The organism is Stenotrophomonas sp. BIGb0135 (assembly GCF_024810105.1).
Taxonomy (GTDB): Bacteria; Pseudomonadota; Gammaproteobacteria; order Xanthomonadales; family Xanthomonadaceae; genus Stenotrophomonas; species Stenotrophomonas maltophilia_AB.
Genome location: NZ_JANUDX010000015.1, coordinates 36,444 through 52,817, shown reverse-complemented (window position 1 = coordinate 52,817; position 16,374 = coordinate 36,444). Strand labels below are relative to the sequence as shown.

Genomic DNA, 16,374 nt, shown 5'->3' with positions numbered 1-16,374 from the left:
CTACCAACAGCCCACCCGCCGAAGCCGACCGCCGAAGCCGCCATCTCCGGTAGTGCCACGCCATGCGTGGCAGGCCAGACAATGACGAAGACAGATGCGTGGCAGGCCAGACAACGACGAAGACAGATGCGTGGCACGCCAGACAATGACGAAGACGAATGCGTGCCAGCCAGACAACGCCAGGTTTGTCGGTGGCCCAGCCGAGCATGGCTCGGCTCTACCAACCCCCCCCCACCGAAGCCGACCGCCGAAGCCTAGTAATACCCCGCCATATTCAAGAAGAACCCCTTCTGGTCATACCGCAGCTCGGTCATGTCATCGCTGAACTCGGTGAAGTTGTACCCCACCCCGACCTTGAAGTTCTCCCCTACCCGCCGGTCCAGGCCCACCAGCCAGCCCTTGCGCACGCCACCGTCGCGCACCTTCAGCCAGCGGTGTTCGGCCAGCCCTTCCCACTTCTCGAACAGGCGATAACGCACCTGCAACGCGGCGAAATCGGCGCGGCTGTCCAGCCAGGCCCCTTCACCGCGGCCGGTGCGGTAGTCGCCCCAGCGGGAGGCCAGCTTGCCGGCCAGTTCCCAGCGCGCGCCGAGCTGGCGGATGCCTTCCAGCGACAGCACCTGCGAGCGCTGGTCGTACAGGTTGCCGCCTTCCTGGCCCAGCGAGGCCACGTCGTAGAGATAGGTGAACTTGCCGAAGCCCGCCCAACCGGTGCTGTCGTGCGGTCGCCAGGCAAAGCCGACGTTGGTCTCCACCAGCTTGGCGTCGGCCAGCGGATTGATGCGATCGTCGGTGTCGGCGTAGTTGGCGCGCAGCGCGAAGCGCCAGTCTTCGTTGAGCTTGTACAGCAGCCGGTTGGTGGTCACCCACTGCTCGCGCTGTTCGGCCCCGCTGTCGCGGCGGTACTCCAGCTTGCTGCTCCACTGCGCCACCGCATCGGTACGGCCGCCGCTGACGCTGTAGGCGCGGCGGTCGATGCGGCCGGCGCTGGAATCCAGCTCGCCGTCCATGACCGTGAAGCCCAGGTTCCAGCCCTGTGCGGGATAGAAATCCATGCCGAAGGTGTGCACCAGCCCGGCGCTGTCCTGGCGGCGATCCTTGAGGTACTGGCTTTCGTTGTAGACGTTGACCTGGTTGCTCAGGCGCCAGCGCTGGCCCAGCGTCCAGCCACTCTGCAGGCCGGTGTCGAACAGCGGATCGGTGCCGGTGCGGTCGGTGCTGTAGCTGTAACTGCCGTACAGGCTGTGGTCCGGGGCCATGCGGTACTCGGCATCCACCTTGGCCCCGTGGCCGCGGCTTCCACCACTGAGCTCGGCGCCGACGCTGCTGCGGTCGCCGAACAGATAGCGCGCGCCCAGGGTGAGCAGATCGTTCTTCTCGTACGCGCCGCCATCATCGTCCAGCGTGACCTGGCCGGTGCCGTACAACTCCCACGAGGACCCGAAGCGCTGCCGATAGCCAACCGCCGCCAGCAGCGCGGACACGTCCTGCAGTGCCTGTTCTTCGCGCACGCGACGCAGTTCGCCGGTGAGCTGGCCGTCGTTGCCCAGCCGCCACTCGGCGGTGAGCTGGCTCTGCTCCAGCGCCAGGTCGCCCTGCTCGGTGCGGGTGTGCCGGCCATACAGGCTGAGATCGTCGGTGAGGTAGCCGAGGAACTCCGCGCCATACTCCTGGATGGGTTGGCCGGTGTCCTGGCGGGCCACCGAGAAGCCGGCGTCCACATCGCGCCACCAGGCACCCAGGCTCCAGTCGCGGCGGGTCCAGCCCACCTCGCGCAGGTTGGCCCGCGCTTCCACTGCGCTGGCGGTGCCGGAGCGCCGGCCTTCGTACGGGTTGCGGCGGATGAAGCTCAGGCCGCCGTTGTCCGAATAGAACACCGGGGCAGCCGTGGCGTCGGTACGGGTCTGCTCGACCTTCAGGTAGGTACCGCGCCCGGCCTGCAGGGTGAGGTCGGCGCCCTTGAGGCTGTAGTTCTCGCCGCTGCGGTTTTCGTCGATCCAGGTGCCGCCGATGGCGACGTGGTCGCCGATCCACTGCCGGCCACGCGCACCGTAGGTGACGTCGTCGCTGCTGAAGCCCAGCGGCACGTACTCGTAGTCCACCAGCAACAACTGGTCGTAGCCATCGAGCGGCATGTCGCGGGTGATGCTGCGGACGTTCTCGCGGGTGAGCTGGGCCAGCGGCCGGGTCAGGATCAGGCGGCCCTGCAGGTTGTCGATCTCGTAGTCCACGCCTTCCTGCAGGGTGGCGCGGGTTTCGGTGCGGCCGGTGGTGCGGTCGCGCACTTCCAGCACCACCTGCTCCGAGCCGGGCAGCACGTCGGTGTGGCGCAGGTAGTAGAGGCTGCCGCCGGTACCGAGGAATTCGCTGTGGCCCGGCGCGGACTGCGCCTCGGAGCCGAACAGCTTCAACTGCGAGCGTGCATCACCCAGCGGCGTGGCGGCCAGCGAGCGCCAGTTCAACGCGCCGCCGTACAGCGAGCGCACGTACTGGCCATACTCGGTGCCGGTGATGCCGGTGGCGTAGTTGCCCCACAGCGCCTGGCTCTGGTCCCAGTCCACGCGCAGGTAGAGGCGGCCCTGCGTGTCCACGTCGCGATAGGTGGTGGAGTCGTCGCCGTACACCGGGTAGTACAGGTCCGGGTCGAGGCGGCGGAACACATCCTGCGCGTCGGCGTCGGAGAAGTCGCGGAACAGGTACTTCAGCTCGCGGTCCTGGGTGTCGGCCTGCGCGGTCACCAGGTACTTGCCGCGCATCTTGCCCTTCAGATAGAACGCCAACCGCCCTTCGCTGAGGAAGCCGTCGGTATCGCGGTCGTCGGCCGCCAGCGGCTGCACGTTGCCGCTGGCCGTGTTCCTGGACAGGGTCACGTCGGCGATGCCCACCAGGAACAGATAGCGGCCGGTGACATCCACGTCCAGCTGGCGTTGCGCCGCGGGGGCGTCGCGCGATTCCACGCGGACGTCGTAGCGGTGCTGGCCGACCGGCTCCAGGAACTCGGCGGCGAACTTCTGCTCCAGGTCGACCGGGAAGTCCTGGCCGTTGATGCGCACGCGGCTGTTGGGCTCCAGGTTGCGGCCGTACAGGCGCACGCGCGAGCCATGGATGGGGATGTTCTGCAGGCGCAGCGTGCTCTGGCCGTAGATGCTGTTGCTGACCTGCAGGTCCTGCGCGCTGTCGCCATCCAGGGCTTGGCCCAGGGTCTTCTGCACGTTCTCGCGGGTCACCTGCAGGCCGCGGTCGAAGTCGGCCGGCGTCACCAGCTGGATGCGCTGGAGGCGGGTTTCATCGAACGCGCCACCGGCACCGTAGGCACGGGCCACGTAGATCAGGTCGTCGCCGGTGCGCAGCTTGATCTGCGCCGGCAGCTCGCCACTCCACTCGGCATCGCCCACGTAGTCCACCGGCAGGTCGATGCGCGCCAGCGGGGTGACCAGGTCGGTGTCGGTGCCGCGGTACAGGGTCACCTCCAGCTTCTGGATGAAGGAGGCGTAGTTGTTGTAACTGTGGAAGCGCAGCGGGCGGATCACCCGGCCATTCTCGAATGGCACGGTGGCCGCGGCCTGCACGCTCAGGCTGGGCGGGACCATGGTCGGGTCTTCGGTCGCCCAGACCACACCGCCGTTGGGCAGCTCGGCCATGAACTGGCCGCCCGGCGCGGCCACGTCCGGCGTGGTGGACGGGCCTGCCGGCACCGTGCCGGCCGCGCGCGGATCGGCGTGGGCCGGCAGTGGCAGCGGCGCCGGGTCGGCATCGTCGCCGATGCGCAGCAACAGCCCGTCATCATTGCGGCAGCTGTCGCCCTCGCAGCGGATCGGCGCCGCAGCGGTGGCCGGCGTGGGCTGCTGCGCGAAGGCCGGCGCGGCGAGCAGCAGCAGCGCAGCGAGGCGGGCGACGCGGCGCACGAGGGGCGCGGTGGTTGGGGTCGGGCTCAGGGTGTTCTCCATCATGTCAGCGCCCCTCCCTGCCGGTGCGGTCCGTGCCAGGCAGCGGCGCGGGTGGATCGTCGAGTTGCAGGTGGTGCAAGGTGCTGCCGTCGGCGGCCACGATCTCGATGCGGCTGGCAGCGGCCACCGCCGCCGGCACCCGGCTGCGCAGCGCGGCCTGCAGGACCTGCGCGCGCTGCCGCGCCAGTGCCTCCTGGCCGGCGGTGGCGGTGAGCAGCAGGCGGCCGCCACCGCGCGCGACCAGCGCCTGGGCAGCCTTGTCCAGGACCGGGCTGCGATCGGCCTCCAGTCGGGCGCTGCCCGGCGCGAACAGCGCCTCGCCCAGTTCGATCCGGGCCGCTCGCATGGGCAGGGCCGGACCTGGGGCGGCGGGACCCAGTGAGCCCTCGGGCAGGCGCACGCCGAAGTCGAAGCGCGCCGGCAAGCCGGGCGTGATACGCCGTACCAGCGGGTTGGACGTGGTGAAGCGGGTGCCGGCAGGCAGCGTGGCCGGGTCCACCTTGAGGATGAAATTGCGCCCGCGTGCCTGCCCGCCGGGGATGCCCACCAGGTGATAGCGGCCGAACGCGTCGGTCTCCATCAGCAGGCCTTCCACCGCGGCCACGCGCACGCCCGGGATGCCGCGTTCGCCGTCATCCTGGATGCCATTGCCGTTGCGGTCATCGAACACGCTGCCGATGATCAGGCTCTCGTCGAGCAGCGGATCGGTGGTCACGTCCACCTCGGCCGAGGCGACGTTGCCGATGGTGCGGTTCTCGCCATCGATGGCGGTGATGCGGTTGGTGTGCACGCCGGTGCCCGTGCCCGCGCCGACGCGCAGGTAGTACACCACCGTGGCGCGTTCGCCGACCGGCACGTCGATGCCGTCGATGCGCAGCGGCTGCACGCCGCTGGTGCGTGCATCGTTGTCCGCATCCTGCACCGCGAAGCCACCGCGCACGAAGGTGAAGCCCGGCGGCAGCGTATCCAGCAGCGTGGCGCCGTTGGCATCGACCTCACCCACGTTGTCGATGGTGACGGTGTAACGCACCAGGTCGCCGATCTGCGCACTGCGCTTGGCCGCCACCTTGGTCAGGCGCAGCACGGCCTGCTGGCCGGCCACGGTGACCGCGACATTGGCCTCGGCGCACATCGGGGTCGGGATGGACACATCGCAGACGCGGTAGCGGAAGCTGTCGGTGCCGGCGAAATTGGCCGCCGGCGTGTAGGTGCACAGGCCGTTGCTGCATTGCACGCTGCCGTGCGCGGGTGCCGCCGCGACCTGCAGCGAGGCCCGATCCAGCGGCGCGCTGCGGGCGCTGTCATTGGCCAGCACGTCGATCACCTGCGGCCCGGCGGTCTGGGCAGTGATGGCGTCGTCGGACAGGGTCAGCACGTTCGGCTCGACCATCACCGTGACCGTGGCACCCGCGCACATCGCCGGGTCCGCGACGTCGCAGACCTCATAGTCGAAGCGCTGCTCGCCCGAGAAGTTGGTCAGCGCGGCAAAACGGATGCGCGCACGCGGCAGTACCGTGGCGGTGCCATACGGCGGCGGCGCTGTAATGGTGACGGTGACGGTGTCCGGATCGATCGGCGTGCCGTTGACGCGGTCGTTGCCGAGGACGTCGATTTCGATCACCCCGTCCTGTGGGATCTCCACGCGATCATCCGTGGCATCCACGCCGGGATCGCCGGCGATCACGGTCACGGTCACCGTGCCGGTGTCGCAGACGGTCGGCTGGCTGACCAGGCAGATCGTGTAGGGGGTGCTGTAGCTGCCTGCCGCCAGACCGGCGGCCACATCCACCCAGCCGTCGGCACTGAAGGTCAGCGCGCTGGTGCCCACCGGGGCGAAGCTCACCTGGGCCGGGTCCAGCGGTGCGGTGTTGAACGTATCGTTGGCGAAGACGTTCAGCAGGCGCGCGCGCCCGGCCGGGCCCACCGGCCCCGCACTGTCGTCCACCGCCAGCAGCGCGCCGACCGCGCCCTGCACGCGCACGGTGGCGATGGCGGTGGTGCAGTTGGTCGGCACCCCGTTCTCGCAGAGCTGGTACGCCAACTGGACCTGGCCCGGCTGCACCCCGGCCGCGACCATGATCTGGCCCAGGTTGTTCATCGTGTAGCCCGGGGTGCTGCCGGTCAGGCTGGCGACCACGCTGCCCACCGGCGGCGGGGAGACGTTGTTGTAGCTGTCGTTGTCGAGCACGGAGCGGGCGATGGTGCCGCCCACGGCCGGGTCCACCGGCGTGCTGGTGAAGTCATCGTTGACCGCCAGCACCACGTTGGCCGAGCCGGCCAGGGTGAGGGTGACGCTGGCCGTGCCGCACTGCGCGCTGTACGGCGCCGGCAGGCACACCTGGTAGGTGAAGCCGACCGGCCCGGTAGTGCCCGACGGCGGGGTGTAGCTGAAGCTGCCGTCGGCGTTGAACACCAGGCCGGCGACGGGACCGCTGGTCAGCGTATACAGCGCGCCCACCGGTACGTTGTCATTGCTCGACACGTTGCCGGTGGTCGGGCGCCCGGCCGGCGTGGTGACGGCATCGTTCTGCGGTGCCGGGGTGATCACCAGGGTGACGCTGGCGGTGGTGCAGTTGGCGGACGCGGCCGCTTCGCAGATCTGGTACGTGAGCAAGGTGGCGCCGGAGGCGACGCCGCTGGCCACGCTGATGGTGCCATCGGTGTTGACGGTGATCCCTGCCGGTGCGCCCACCAGGCTCAGCAGCACATCGCCGGGCGGCGGCGGGCTGACCCCGTTGAGACGGTCGTTGCCCAGCACGCTGCTGGACGAGCCTGCGCCCGGCAGCACATCGGTCAGCACGTCGTCACCGGCCACCAGCGTGCCGGTGTTGATGTTGATGGTGACCGTGGCGGTGCCGCAGGTACCCGCATACGGTGCGGGCAGGCAGGCCAGGTAGGTGAAGCCGACCGGGCTGGGCGTGCCCGCTGGCGGGGTGTAGGTGAACGCACCGGTGCTGGCCAGCGCCAGCCCGGCCGGCGCGGTGCCCTGCACGGTGTAGACCGCCGCGACCGGCATGGCGTCGTTGCTGGCCACGCTGTTGCTCAGGGTCTGCCCCACCTGCACCGAGAACGCATCGTTCTGCGGTGCCGGGCTGATCACCACGGTTACGCTGGCGGTATCGCAATTGGTCGGCGCGGCGGCTTCGCAGACCTGGTAGGTAATGGCGGTTGCACCGGAGGTGACGCCGGTGGGCACGCTGATCCTGCCATCGGTTGCAATGCTGAAGCCGGCCGGCGCGCCAACCAGACTCAGCACGACGTTGCCGGCGGCCGGCGGCGAGACCCCGTTGAGGCTGTCGTTGGCCAGCACGCTGGCGCCGGACGTGGTGCCGGGTGCGACCCCGGTGAGGGTGTCGTCGCCCGCGACGAGCTGGCCGTTGTTGATGTTGATGGTGATGATCGCCCGACCGCACAGGCTGGCGTTCGGGGCCGGCAGGCAGACCTGGTAGGCCACGCTCACTGGACCAATCACGCCGATGGCGGGGGTGTAGCTGAAGCTGCCATCGGGGTTGAACAGCAGCCCGCTCGGCGCAGTGTCCTGCAGGGTGTAGAGCGCGCCGGGCGGGGTGTTGTCATTGCTGGCCACGCTGTTGGCCAGGGTCTGCCCGGCCTGCACGGCAAAGGCATCGTTCTGCGGTGCGGGGGTCACCACCACGGTGACGCTGGCGGTATCGCAGTTGGACGGCGCGGCCGCTTCGCAGATCTGGTAGGTGACCGTGGTCGGGCCAGACGTCACCCCACTGCCGACGCTGACGGTGCCGTCGGGATTGAGGGTGAAGCCACCCGGTGCGCCGACCAGGCTCAGGATCACATCGCCGGCGGCCGGCGGCGATACGCCATTGAGGCTGTCGTTGGCGAGCACGCTGGTGGCCGTGGTCGCGCCGGGCAATACGCCGACCAGGCTGTCATCGCCGGCGCTCAACGTGCCGTTGTTGACGTTCAAGGTGACCGTCGCGATGGCGCACAGGCTGTTGTTCGGGGCGGGCAGGCAGGTCTGGTAGGTGAAGCCCACCGGCGACACCGCGCCGACCGGCGGGGTGTAGGTGAAGCTGCCGTCGGTCGCGAACGTGAGCCCCGCTGGCGGCGTGCCCTGCACCGCCCAGGTCGAGCCGGCCGGCATGCTGTCGTTGCTGGCCACGCTGTTGCTCAGCGTCTGCCCGGCCTGCACCGAGAACGCGTCGTTCTGCGGGGTCGGGCTGACGATCACGGTGACGCTGGCGGTGGCACAGTTGCCCGGCGCCGCCGCTTCGCAGACCTGGTAGGTCAGCGTGGTGGGCCCGGCACTGACGCCGGTGGCCACGCTGAGGGTGCCGCTGGGTGTGATCGCAAACCCGGCCGGCGCGCCGACCAGGCTGAGCACCACGCTGGCCGGTGCCGGCGGCGAGACCCCGTTGAGGCTGTCGTTGGCCAGCACGCTGGCGGCCGAGGTGGTGCCCGGCGCCACGCCACTCAGGGTGTCGTTGCCGGCAAGCAGGGTGCCATTGGCGATGTTGAGGGTGACGTTGGCCGGGGCACACAGGGACGTCGGCGCCGGCAGGCAGGCCTGGTAGGTGAAGGTGACCGGGCTCGGCGTGCCGACGCCCGGTGCATAGGTGAACGACCCGTCCGGATTGAACACCAGGCCGGTCGGCAGCGGGCCCTGCACGGCGAACGTCGCACCGACCGGCATGCTGTCATTGCCGGCCACGCTGTTGGCCAGGGTCTGCCCGGCCTGCACGGTGAACGCGTCGTCCTGCGGCGTCGGGGTGACGATCACGGTGACGGTGGCGGTGTCGCAGTTGCTCGGCGCCGCCGTCTCGCAGATCTGGTAGGTGAGCGTGGTGCTGCCCGACACCACGCCGGTGGCCACGCTGATGGTGCCGGCGGCGCTGATGGTGAAGCCGGACGGCGCGCCCACCAGGCTCAGCTGCACGTCGCCCGGTGCGGGCGGGCTGACCGCGTTGAGCGTGTCGTTGGCCAGCACGCTGGTGCCGGACGTACCGCCGGCGACGATGCCGCTGAGGGTGTCGTCAACGGCCACCAGCGTACCGGTGTTGACGTTGAGCGTGACCGTGGCGGTGTTGCACAGCGCGGCATTGGGCGCGGGCAGGCAGGCCTGGTAGGTGAACGTCACCGGGCCGGTGGTGCCCAGCGGCGGCGTATAGGTGAACGTGCCGTCCGCGTTGAACGCCAGGCCGGCCGGCGCGGCGCCCTGCACCGCCCACGTGGACCCGGTGGGCAGGCTGTCGTTGGCGCCGACAGTGCCGTTGCTGAGGGTGCCGCCGACCTGCACCGCATACGCATCGTCCTGCGGTGCGGGCGCGATCACCAGCGATACCGTGGCGGTATCGCAGTTGGACGGCGCCGCGGTTTCGCAGATCTGGTAGGTCAGCGTGGCCGGGCCAGAGGTGACCGTCAGCGGAACGCTGATCGTGCCGTCGGTGGCGATGCCGTAACCGGTGGGTGCACCGACCAGGCTCAACTGCACGCTGCCCGGTGCGGGCGGGGTCACGCTGTTGAGCGCATCGTTGCCCAGCACGCTGGGCGTGGCTGCGCCCGGGGCGATGCCGACGAAGCTGTCATCGCCGGCGACCAGCGTGCCCAGGTTGACGTTCACGGTGGCCGTGGCCAGGCCGCACACCCCCGCATTGGGCGCGGGCAGGCAAGCCTGGTAGGTGAAGGTGATCGCGCCGGCGGTGCCCACCGGCGGGGTGTAACTGAAGCTGCCGTCGGTGTTGAACACCAGCCCGTTCGGCGGCGTGCCCTGCACGGCCCAGCTCGACCCGGCCGGCATGCTGTCGTTGCTGGCAACGCTGCCGCTGGCGATCGTGCCGCCCGCCTGCACCGCGAACGCATCGTTCTGCGGCATCGGCGTGACCACGAAGCGGATCGTGGCGGTATCGCAGTTGGTCGGCGAGGCGGCCTCGCACACCTGGTAGGTCAGCAGCGTGGCCCCGGCAGTCACTCCGGCCGGCACCTGCACGGTACCGTCGTTGTTGATCACGTAGCCGGCCGGCGCACCGACCAGCAGCAGCTGCACGCTGGCCGACGCAGGCGGGGTCACCCCGTTGAGCGAATCGTTGGCCAGCACGCTGGGCGTGTCCGCGCCGACGCTGACCGGGGCGGCGAAGGTGTCGTCGTTGGCCACCACCGCATTGACGCTGATGGTCAAGGTCGCGGTCGCCGTGCCGCACACCGCGGCATCCGGTGCCGGCAGGCAGGCCTGGTAGGCGAAGGTGACCGGGCCGATGGTGCCGGCCGGCGGCGTGTAGGTGAAGCTGCCGTTGCTGTTGAACACCAGGCCCTGCGGCGGCGATGCCACGCTCCAGCTGGAGCCGGCGGGCATGGCGTCGTTGCCCGATACGTTGCCGCTGTTGGGCTGGCCGGACTGGACCGTGATCGCATCGTCGACCGGCGTCGGGCCCACCACCAGCGCGATGTTGGCGATGGCGCAGTTGTTGGCGGCCGCGGTTTCGCAGATCTGGTAGACCAGCGCGTTGGCGCCCGTCGGCGCATTGGCCGCGACGGTCAGCGTGCCGTTGGGATTGAGGGTGAAGCCGGCCGGTGCACCGACCAGCGACAGCGACACGCTGGCGGCGGCGGGCGGGGTGACGCCGTTGAGCGCGTCGTTGCCGAGCACGCTGGGCGTGCTGCCCCCGGGTGCGATCGCACCGAAGCTGTCGTCGGCGGGCACCAGCAGGCCATTGTTGATGTTCAACGTCGCGGTCGCGGTGCCGCACACGGCGCTGTTCGGCGCCGGCAGGCAGGCCTGGTAGACGAAGCTGGCCGGACTGGTGGTGCCGGCCGGCGGCGCATAGGTGAAGCTGCCGTCGGCAGCGAAGGTCACGCCTGCCGGCGGCGTGCCCTGCAGCGTGTAGAGCGCACCGATCGGCATGTTGTCGTTGCCGGACACGTTGCCGCTGAGCGTCTGCCCGGCCTGCACGGTGAAGGCATCGTCGGCCGGCGCCGGGGCGACCACCAGCGCGATGCTGGCGGTGGCGCAGTTGGTCGACGCGGCCGCTTCGCAGATCTGGTAGGTGAGCGTGGTGGCACCGGCCGCCGTGCCAGCCGCGACGGTGACCGTGCCATCAGCGGCGATCGCAATGCCGGTCGGTGCGCCGACCAGCGACAGCTGCACCTCGGCGGGCAGTGGCGTGGCGCCGTTGAGGGTGTCGTTGGCCAGCACGGACGGCGACGCGGCACCCGGCGCGAGCGGCGTGGCGAAGCTGTCGTCGACCGCGACCAGGGTGCCGCTGTTGACGTTGATCGTCGCGGTCGCGGTGGCGCATGCCGCCGCATCCGGTGCGGGCAGGCAGACCCGATAATCGAAGGTGATGGCCCCGGTGAAGCCGGCCGGTGGCGTGTAGCTGAAGGTACCGTCGGCCGCCAGCGCGAGGTTGGCCGGCGGGAGATTGAGCACCGTGAACTGTGCCCCCGCCGGCGCGTTGTCGTTGCTGGCCACCGAGCCGCTCAGTGCCTGCCCGGCCGGCGTGGACAGCGCATCGTCCAGCGCGGACGGCGCGACCACCAGGCGGACCGTGGCGATGGCGCAGTTGCCCGGCGCCACCGCTTCACACAGCTGGTAGGTCAGGTTCTTCACCCCCGCAGGGGTGCCCGGCGCAACCGTCACCGCGCCTTCGTCGGTGATCGCCAGCCCGGCCGGCGCCCCTACCAGCGTCAACTGCACATCGGCCACGGCCGGCGGCGTCGCCGCGTTGAGCGCATCGTTGGCCAGCACCGAGGTGGTGCTGCCGCCGGTGACCGGGTTGATCGGGGTCGTGCTGAAATCATCGTTGTTGGCGGCCAGCGTGCCCACGCTGATGGCGATGCTGGCGCTGGCGGTGGCACACAGGGCCGCGTTCGGCGCGGGCAGGCACACCTGGTAGGTGAAGGTCACCGGCGTGGCGACGCCGACCGGCGGCACGTAGCTGAAGCTGCCCGACGGGGTGAACGACAGCCCGGCCGGCACGCTGCCGGTGACGCTGAACACCGCGCCCGCCGGCACGTTGTCGTTGTCGCCCACGTTGCCGTTGAGCGCCTGCCCTGCCGCCGTTGAATAGGCATCATTGCTGGCCGAGGGAGTCACCACCAGGCGGATGGTCGCGCTGGCGCAGTTGCTGGGCAGCACCGCTTCGCAGATCTGGTAGGTGAGCACCGTCGCGCCGCCGGCGGCACCGGCAGGCACCTGCAGCAGGCCGTTGGCATCGAGCGTGTAGCCGGCCGGGGCACCGACCAGGCTGAGCAGCACGCTGCCGGCAGCCGGTGGCGTGCTGCCGTTGAGACTGTCGTTGAGCAGCACGCTGGTGGCACTGCCGCCGCCGGGCGCAAGCGGCGTGGCACTGAAGTCGTCGTCCAGCGCCACCAGGGTGCCGGCGTTGACGTTGAGGGTGGCGGTGGCGGTGCTGCATTGGGCGCCGTCCGGTGCGGGCAGGCAGACCTGGTAGGTGAAGGCGACCGGGCCGGTGAACCCGACCGGCGGGGTGTAGAGGAAGCTGCCATCGGGCCCGAACTGCAGACCGGTCGGCGCCGCTGCGGTCAGCGTGAACACCGCGCCGGCCGGCGCGTTGTCGTTGCTGCCGACATTGCCGGCCAGCAACTGCCCGGCCGGCGTGGAGAACACATCGGCGGTCGCCAGCGGAGCGACCAGCAGTTGGACCTGGGCCGAATCGCAGTTGCCAGGCAGCGCCGCTTCGCATAGCTGGTAGGTGAGCGTCACCGCACCGGCCGGCACACCGCTGCCGATGGTCAGGGTGCCATCGGCAAGCAGGGTGTAGCCCGCCGGCGCACCGACCAGGCTCAGCAGCACATCGGCCGAGGCCGGCGGCACCGTGCCGTTGAGGCTGTCGTTGCCCAGCACCGACGCGGTGCTGCCGCCGGTGGCGGGATTGATCGGGGTGCCGCGGAAGTCGTCATCGTTGCCGACCAGCGTGCCGGCGTTGACGTTGACGGTGACCGTGGCACCCGCGCAGACGGCGGTGTCCGGTGCCGGCAGGCACGCCTGGTACGCGAACGTCACCGGCCCCTGCGAACCTGCCGGCGGCGTGTAGGTGAAGCTGCCATCCGGAGTGAACACCAGCCCGGCCGGGGCGGCGCCACTCAGGCTGAAGCCCGCATTGGCCGGCACGTTGTCGTTGGCGGCCACGCTACCGCTCACCGCCACGCCGACGGCCGTGCTGACCGTGTCATTGACCGCCACCGGCGCCAGCAGCAGCTGCACCGCTGCGGTATCGCAGTTGCCGGGCAATGCCGCTTCGCACAGCTGGTAGGTGAAGCCCACCGCGCCCGCCGCTGCACCACCGGGGATCGACAGCGTGCCGTTGCCGTTGATCACGTAGCCGGCCGGCGCACCGATCAGGCTCAGGATCACCTGGGCCGGCGCCGGCGGGATCGCGCCATTGATGGTGTCGTTGCCGAGCACGCTGTTGGTGGTGCCGCCCGTGGCGGGATTGAGGATCGCGCTGCGGAAATCATCGTCGTTGGCGACCAGGGTGCCGGCATTGACGTTGAGCGTGACCGTGGCGGTATCGCACACGGTGGCCAACGGCGCGGCCAGGCAGGCCTGGTAGGTGAACGTGGTGGTGCCGGTGTACTGCGCCGGCGGGGTGTAGGTGAAGTTGCCATCGGCGTTGAACAGCAGCCCGGCAGGCGTGGCGCCGGACACCGCATACGTGGTGCCGACGGCGACGTTGTCGTTCACTGCCACGTTGCCGCTGACCGGCGTGGCCACCTGCGTGGTGTAGGCATCGGCCACTGCATCCGGGGCGATCACCACGGCGATGCTGGCCGTGGCGCAGTTGCTGGTCCCGGCCTGGCACAGCTGGTAGGTCAGGCTGATGGGGCCGGCCGGGGCGCCGGCAGGCACCTGCAGCTGGCCGTTCGGCTCGAGCGTGTAGCCGGCCGGCGGCGCGTTGATCAGCGACAGCGTGGCCTGCGCCGGCTGGATCGCGACGCCATTGAGGGTGTCGTTGCCGAGCACGCTGGCGGTCAGGCCGCCCGCGCCGGTCAACGGCGTGCCACTGAAATCATCATTCCCCGCGACGATCGCACCCGGGCTGACGTTGATCGTGGCAGTGGCCGCATCGCAGACACCGGCATTCGGTGCGGGCAGGCACACCTGGTAGCGGAAGGTGTCCGGCCCGGTATAGGCAGACTGCGCGGTGTAGCTGAAGCTGCCATCGGCATTGAACGCCACCGTGCCGTGCGCGGCCACCGCCAGCAGGCTGAATTGTGCGCCCACCGGCACGTTGTCGTTGCCGGCGACACTGCCCGCCAGGGCGATGCCGGCCGTGGCGGCAAAGGTGTCGTCGACCGCATCGGGCGCGACCACCAGTTGCACGTTGGCGGTGGCGCAGTTGCTCGACGCGGCCAGTTCACAGATCTGATAACCGAAGCTCACCGCGCCGGCCGCCGCACCCGCCGGCACCGAGATCTGCCCGGCCGCGTTGACGGTGTAGTTGGCCGGGGCACCGGTAAGGGCCACGGTGACCGCGGCGGGCAGGACCGCCGCACCGTTGAGCGTGTCGTTACCGAGCAGGCTGATCGTGGTGGTGGTGCCTGGCTGCAGCGGCGTGGCGAACACGTCGTTGACCGCGGCGATCTGGTTGGCCTGCACGTTCACGCTGACCGTGGCGGTATCGCAGACGGTCGCGTTCGGCGCGGGCAGGCACACCTGGTAGGTGAAGGAGTCCGGCCCGGTGTTGGCGTTGGTCGGCGTGTAGGTGAAGGTGCCATCGGGATTGACCACCGCGGTGCCACGGGTGGGCGCGGTGCCCAGCGTGTAGGCCGATCCGCTGGCGATGTTGTCGTTGCCGGCCAGGCTGCCGGTGGCCGGTTGGCCGCCACCGGGCGTGGTCACCGTGTCGTTGACCGCGTCGGGACTCACCACCAGGTTCGCGGTGGCCGTTGCACAGTTGGCCGGCAGCGCGTTTTCGCAGAAGCGGTAGGTCAGCGCCAGCGGGCCGGCGGCCGCGGTGGCCGGCTCCTGGATGGCACCGTTGCCGGTGATGGCAAAGCCGGTCGGCGCCCCCACCAGGCTCATCGTCACCTGTGCCTGCGGCACCGCGCCACCGTTGAAGGTGTCATTGGCCAGCACGCTCGGGGTGAGCCCGCCCGCGCCGGCGGGCAAGGGCGTGGTGAAGGTGTCGTCGGCGGCCACCAGGGCGTTGGCATTGACCACGATCGAGGCGGTCGCGGTGGCGCACACGCTGCCATCCGGTGCCGGCAGGCACACCTGGTACTGGAACGCGCTGGCGCTGACGATGCCACCGGCCGGCGCATAGACGAAGCTACCGTTGCTGCTCACGGTGAGGCCGGCCGGCGGCGTGCCGATGGCGCTGAACACCGCACCGGCCGGGGCGTTGTCGTTGCTGGCCACGGTGCCGCTGAACGATGGCGCGCCACCGGTGGCGTTGAAGCTGTCGTTCACCGCCGTCGGGCCGATGATGAGGCTGGCCGTGGCCGTGGCGCAGTTGGTCGGCGAGGTGTTTTCGCAGATCTGGTAGGTCAGCGTGGTGGCGCCGGCGGTGGCACCGGCAGGCACCGTGATCACGCCGGCGCTGTTGATGGTGAACCCGGCCGGCGCGTTCTGCAGCGCGATGATCAGGGTGGCACCGTTCACCGGCGCACCGTTGAGGGTGTCATTGGCCAGCACCGTGGGCGTGCTGCCGCCGGTGGCCGAGGAGATCGCGGTGGCGAAGGTATCGTTGTTGGCGATCAGTGCATTGGCCTGCACCGGTACCGCCGGCGTGGTGGCGCTGTTGTCGCCCGGGGTCGGGTCGGTGGTGCCGGTGGGCAGCACCAGCGACACGCTGTTGGCCGGCACCGTGGCCGGGGTGCTGGTGGGCGCGGTGCCATTGACCAGCAGCACCACGCTGTCGCCGACGGCGACATTGACCTGCACGTTGATCGCATTGCCGGTGCCGCTGGCCTGCGCGCACGCGGATGCGCCCGTGCCGGGCTGGCAGGTCCAGGTCACGTTGGCAAGCAGCGGCGACACGCTGTCGACCACCGCGACCGCCGAGGCCACCGACGGCCCCGCGTTGCTGACCTGGATGCGGTACTGCACCGCGCCGCCGGCGGCCACCGGCGTGGCACTGAGCAGGCTCTTGGTCACGCTCAACTGCGCCTGCAATGCCAGGGCATTGGTGTCGGTGGCGCTGTTGTTGCCCGGCGTGGGATCGGCCACGTCGGTCGGTGCGGTCACCGTGGCGGTGTTGTTGAGTGGATTGGGGTAGCTCTGCGCCAGCAGCGGCGGCGACAGCAGCAGGGACAGCAGGCTCACCGCATACGCGATGCTGGCCGACGCCATGCCTGCCCTGCGGTGCGTGCCCGTTGCTGCCATGCGCTCATCCTCGAATGCGGCCGACGCCCCCTGCACGGGTCCGTTCGGCTCTGGTGGTCCATCCCATCCCCACGCAGGGCATTGCCTGCGCTACCCACGCTGCTGCAC

2 protein-coding genes are annotated in these 16,374 nt (G+C 70.3%); both read right to left on the bottom strand.

Features of this window, described 5'->3' with window-relative positions:
* Window positions 1-254: 254 nt before the first annotated feature.
* Window positions 255-3,950, bottom strand: coding sequence for a TonB-dependent receptor (locus M2421_RS20425; RefSeq protein WP_259210199.1), 3,696 nt, complete (start codon window positions 3,948-3,950; stop codon window positions 255-257).
* Window position 3,951: 1 nt separating this feature from the next.
* Window positions 3,952-16,266 carry an Ig-like domain-containing protein gene (locus M2421_RS20420; RefSeq protein WP_259210198.1) on the bottom strand — a complete coding sequence of 4,105 codons (12,315 nt, stop codon included), beginning with the start codon at window positions 16,264-16,266 and terminating at the stop codon, window positions 3,952-3,954.
* Window positions 16,267-16,374: the final 108 nt, after the last annotated feature.

Excerpts from the sequence above, each read along its gene's own strand:
- M2421_RS20425 (WP_259210199.1), bottom strand. The coding sequence starts at position 3,950 with ATGATGGAGAACACCCTGAGCCCGACCCCAACCACCGCGCCCCTCGTG.
- M2421_RS20420 (WP_259210198.1), bottom strand. The coding sequence starts at position 16,266 with ATGGCAGCAACGGGCACGCACCGCAGGGCAGGCATGGCGTCGGCCAGC.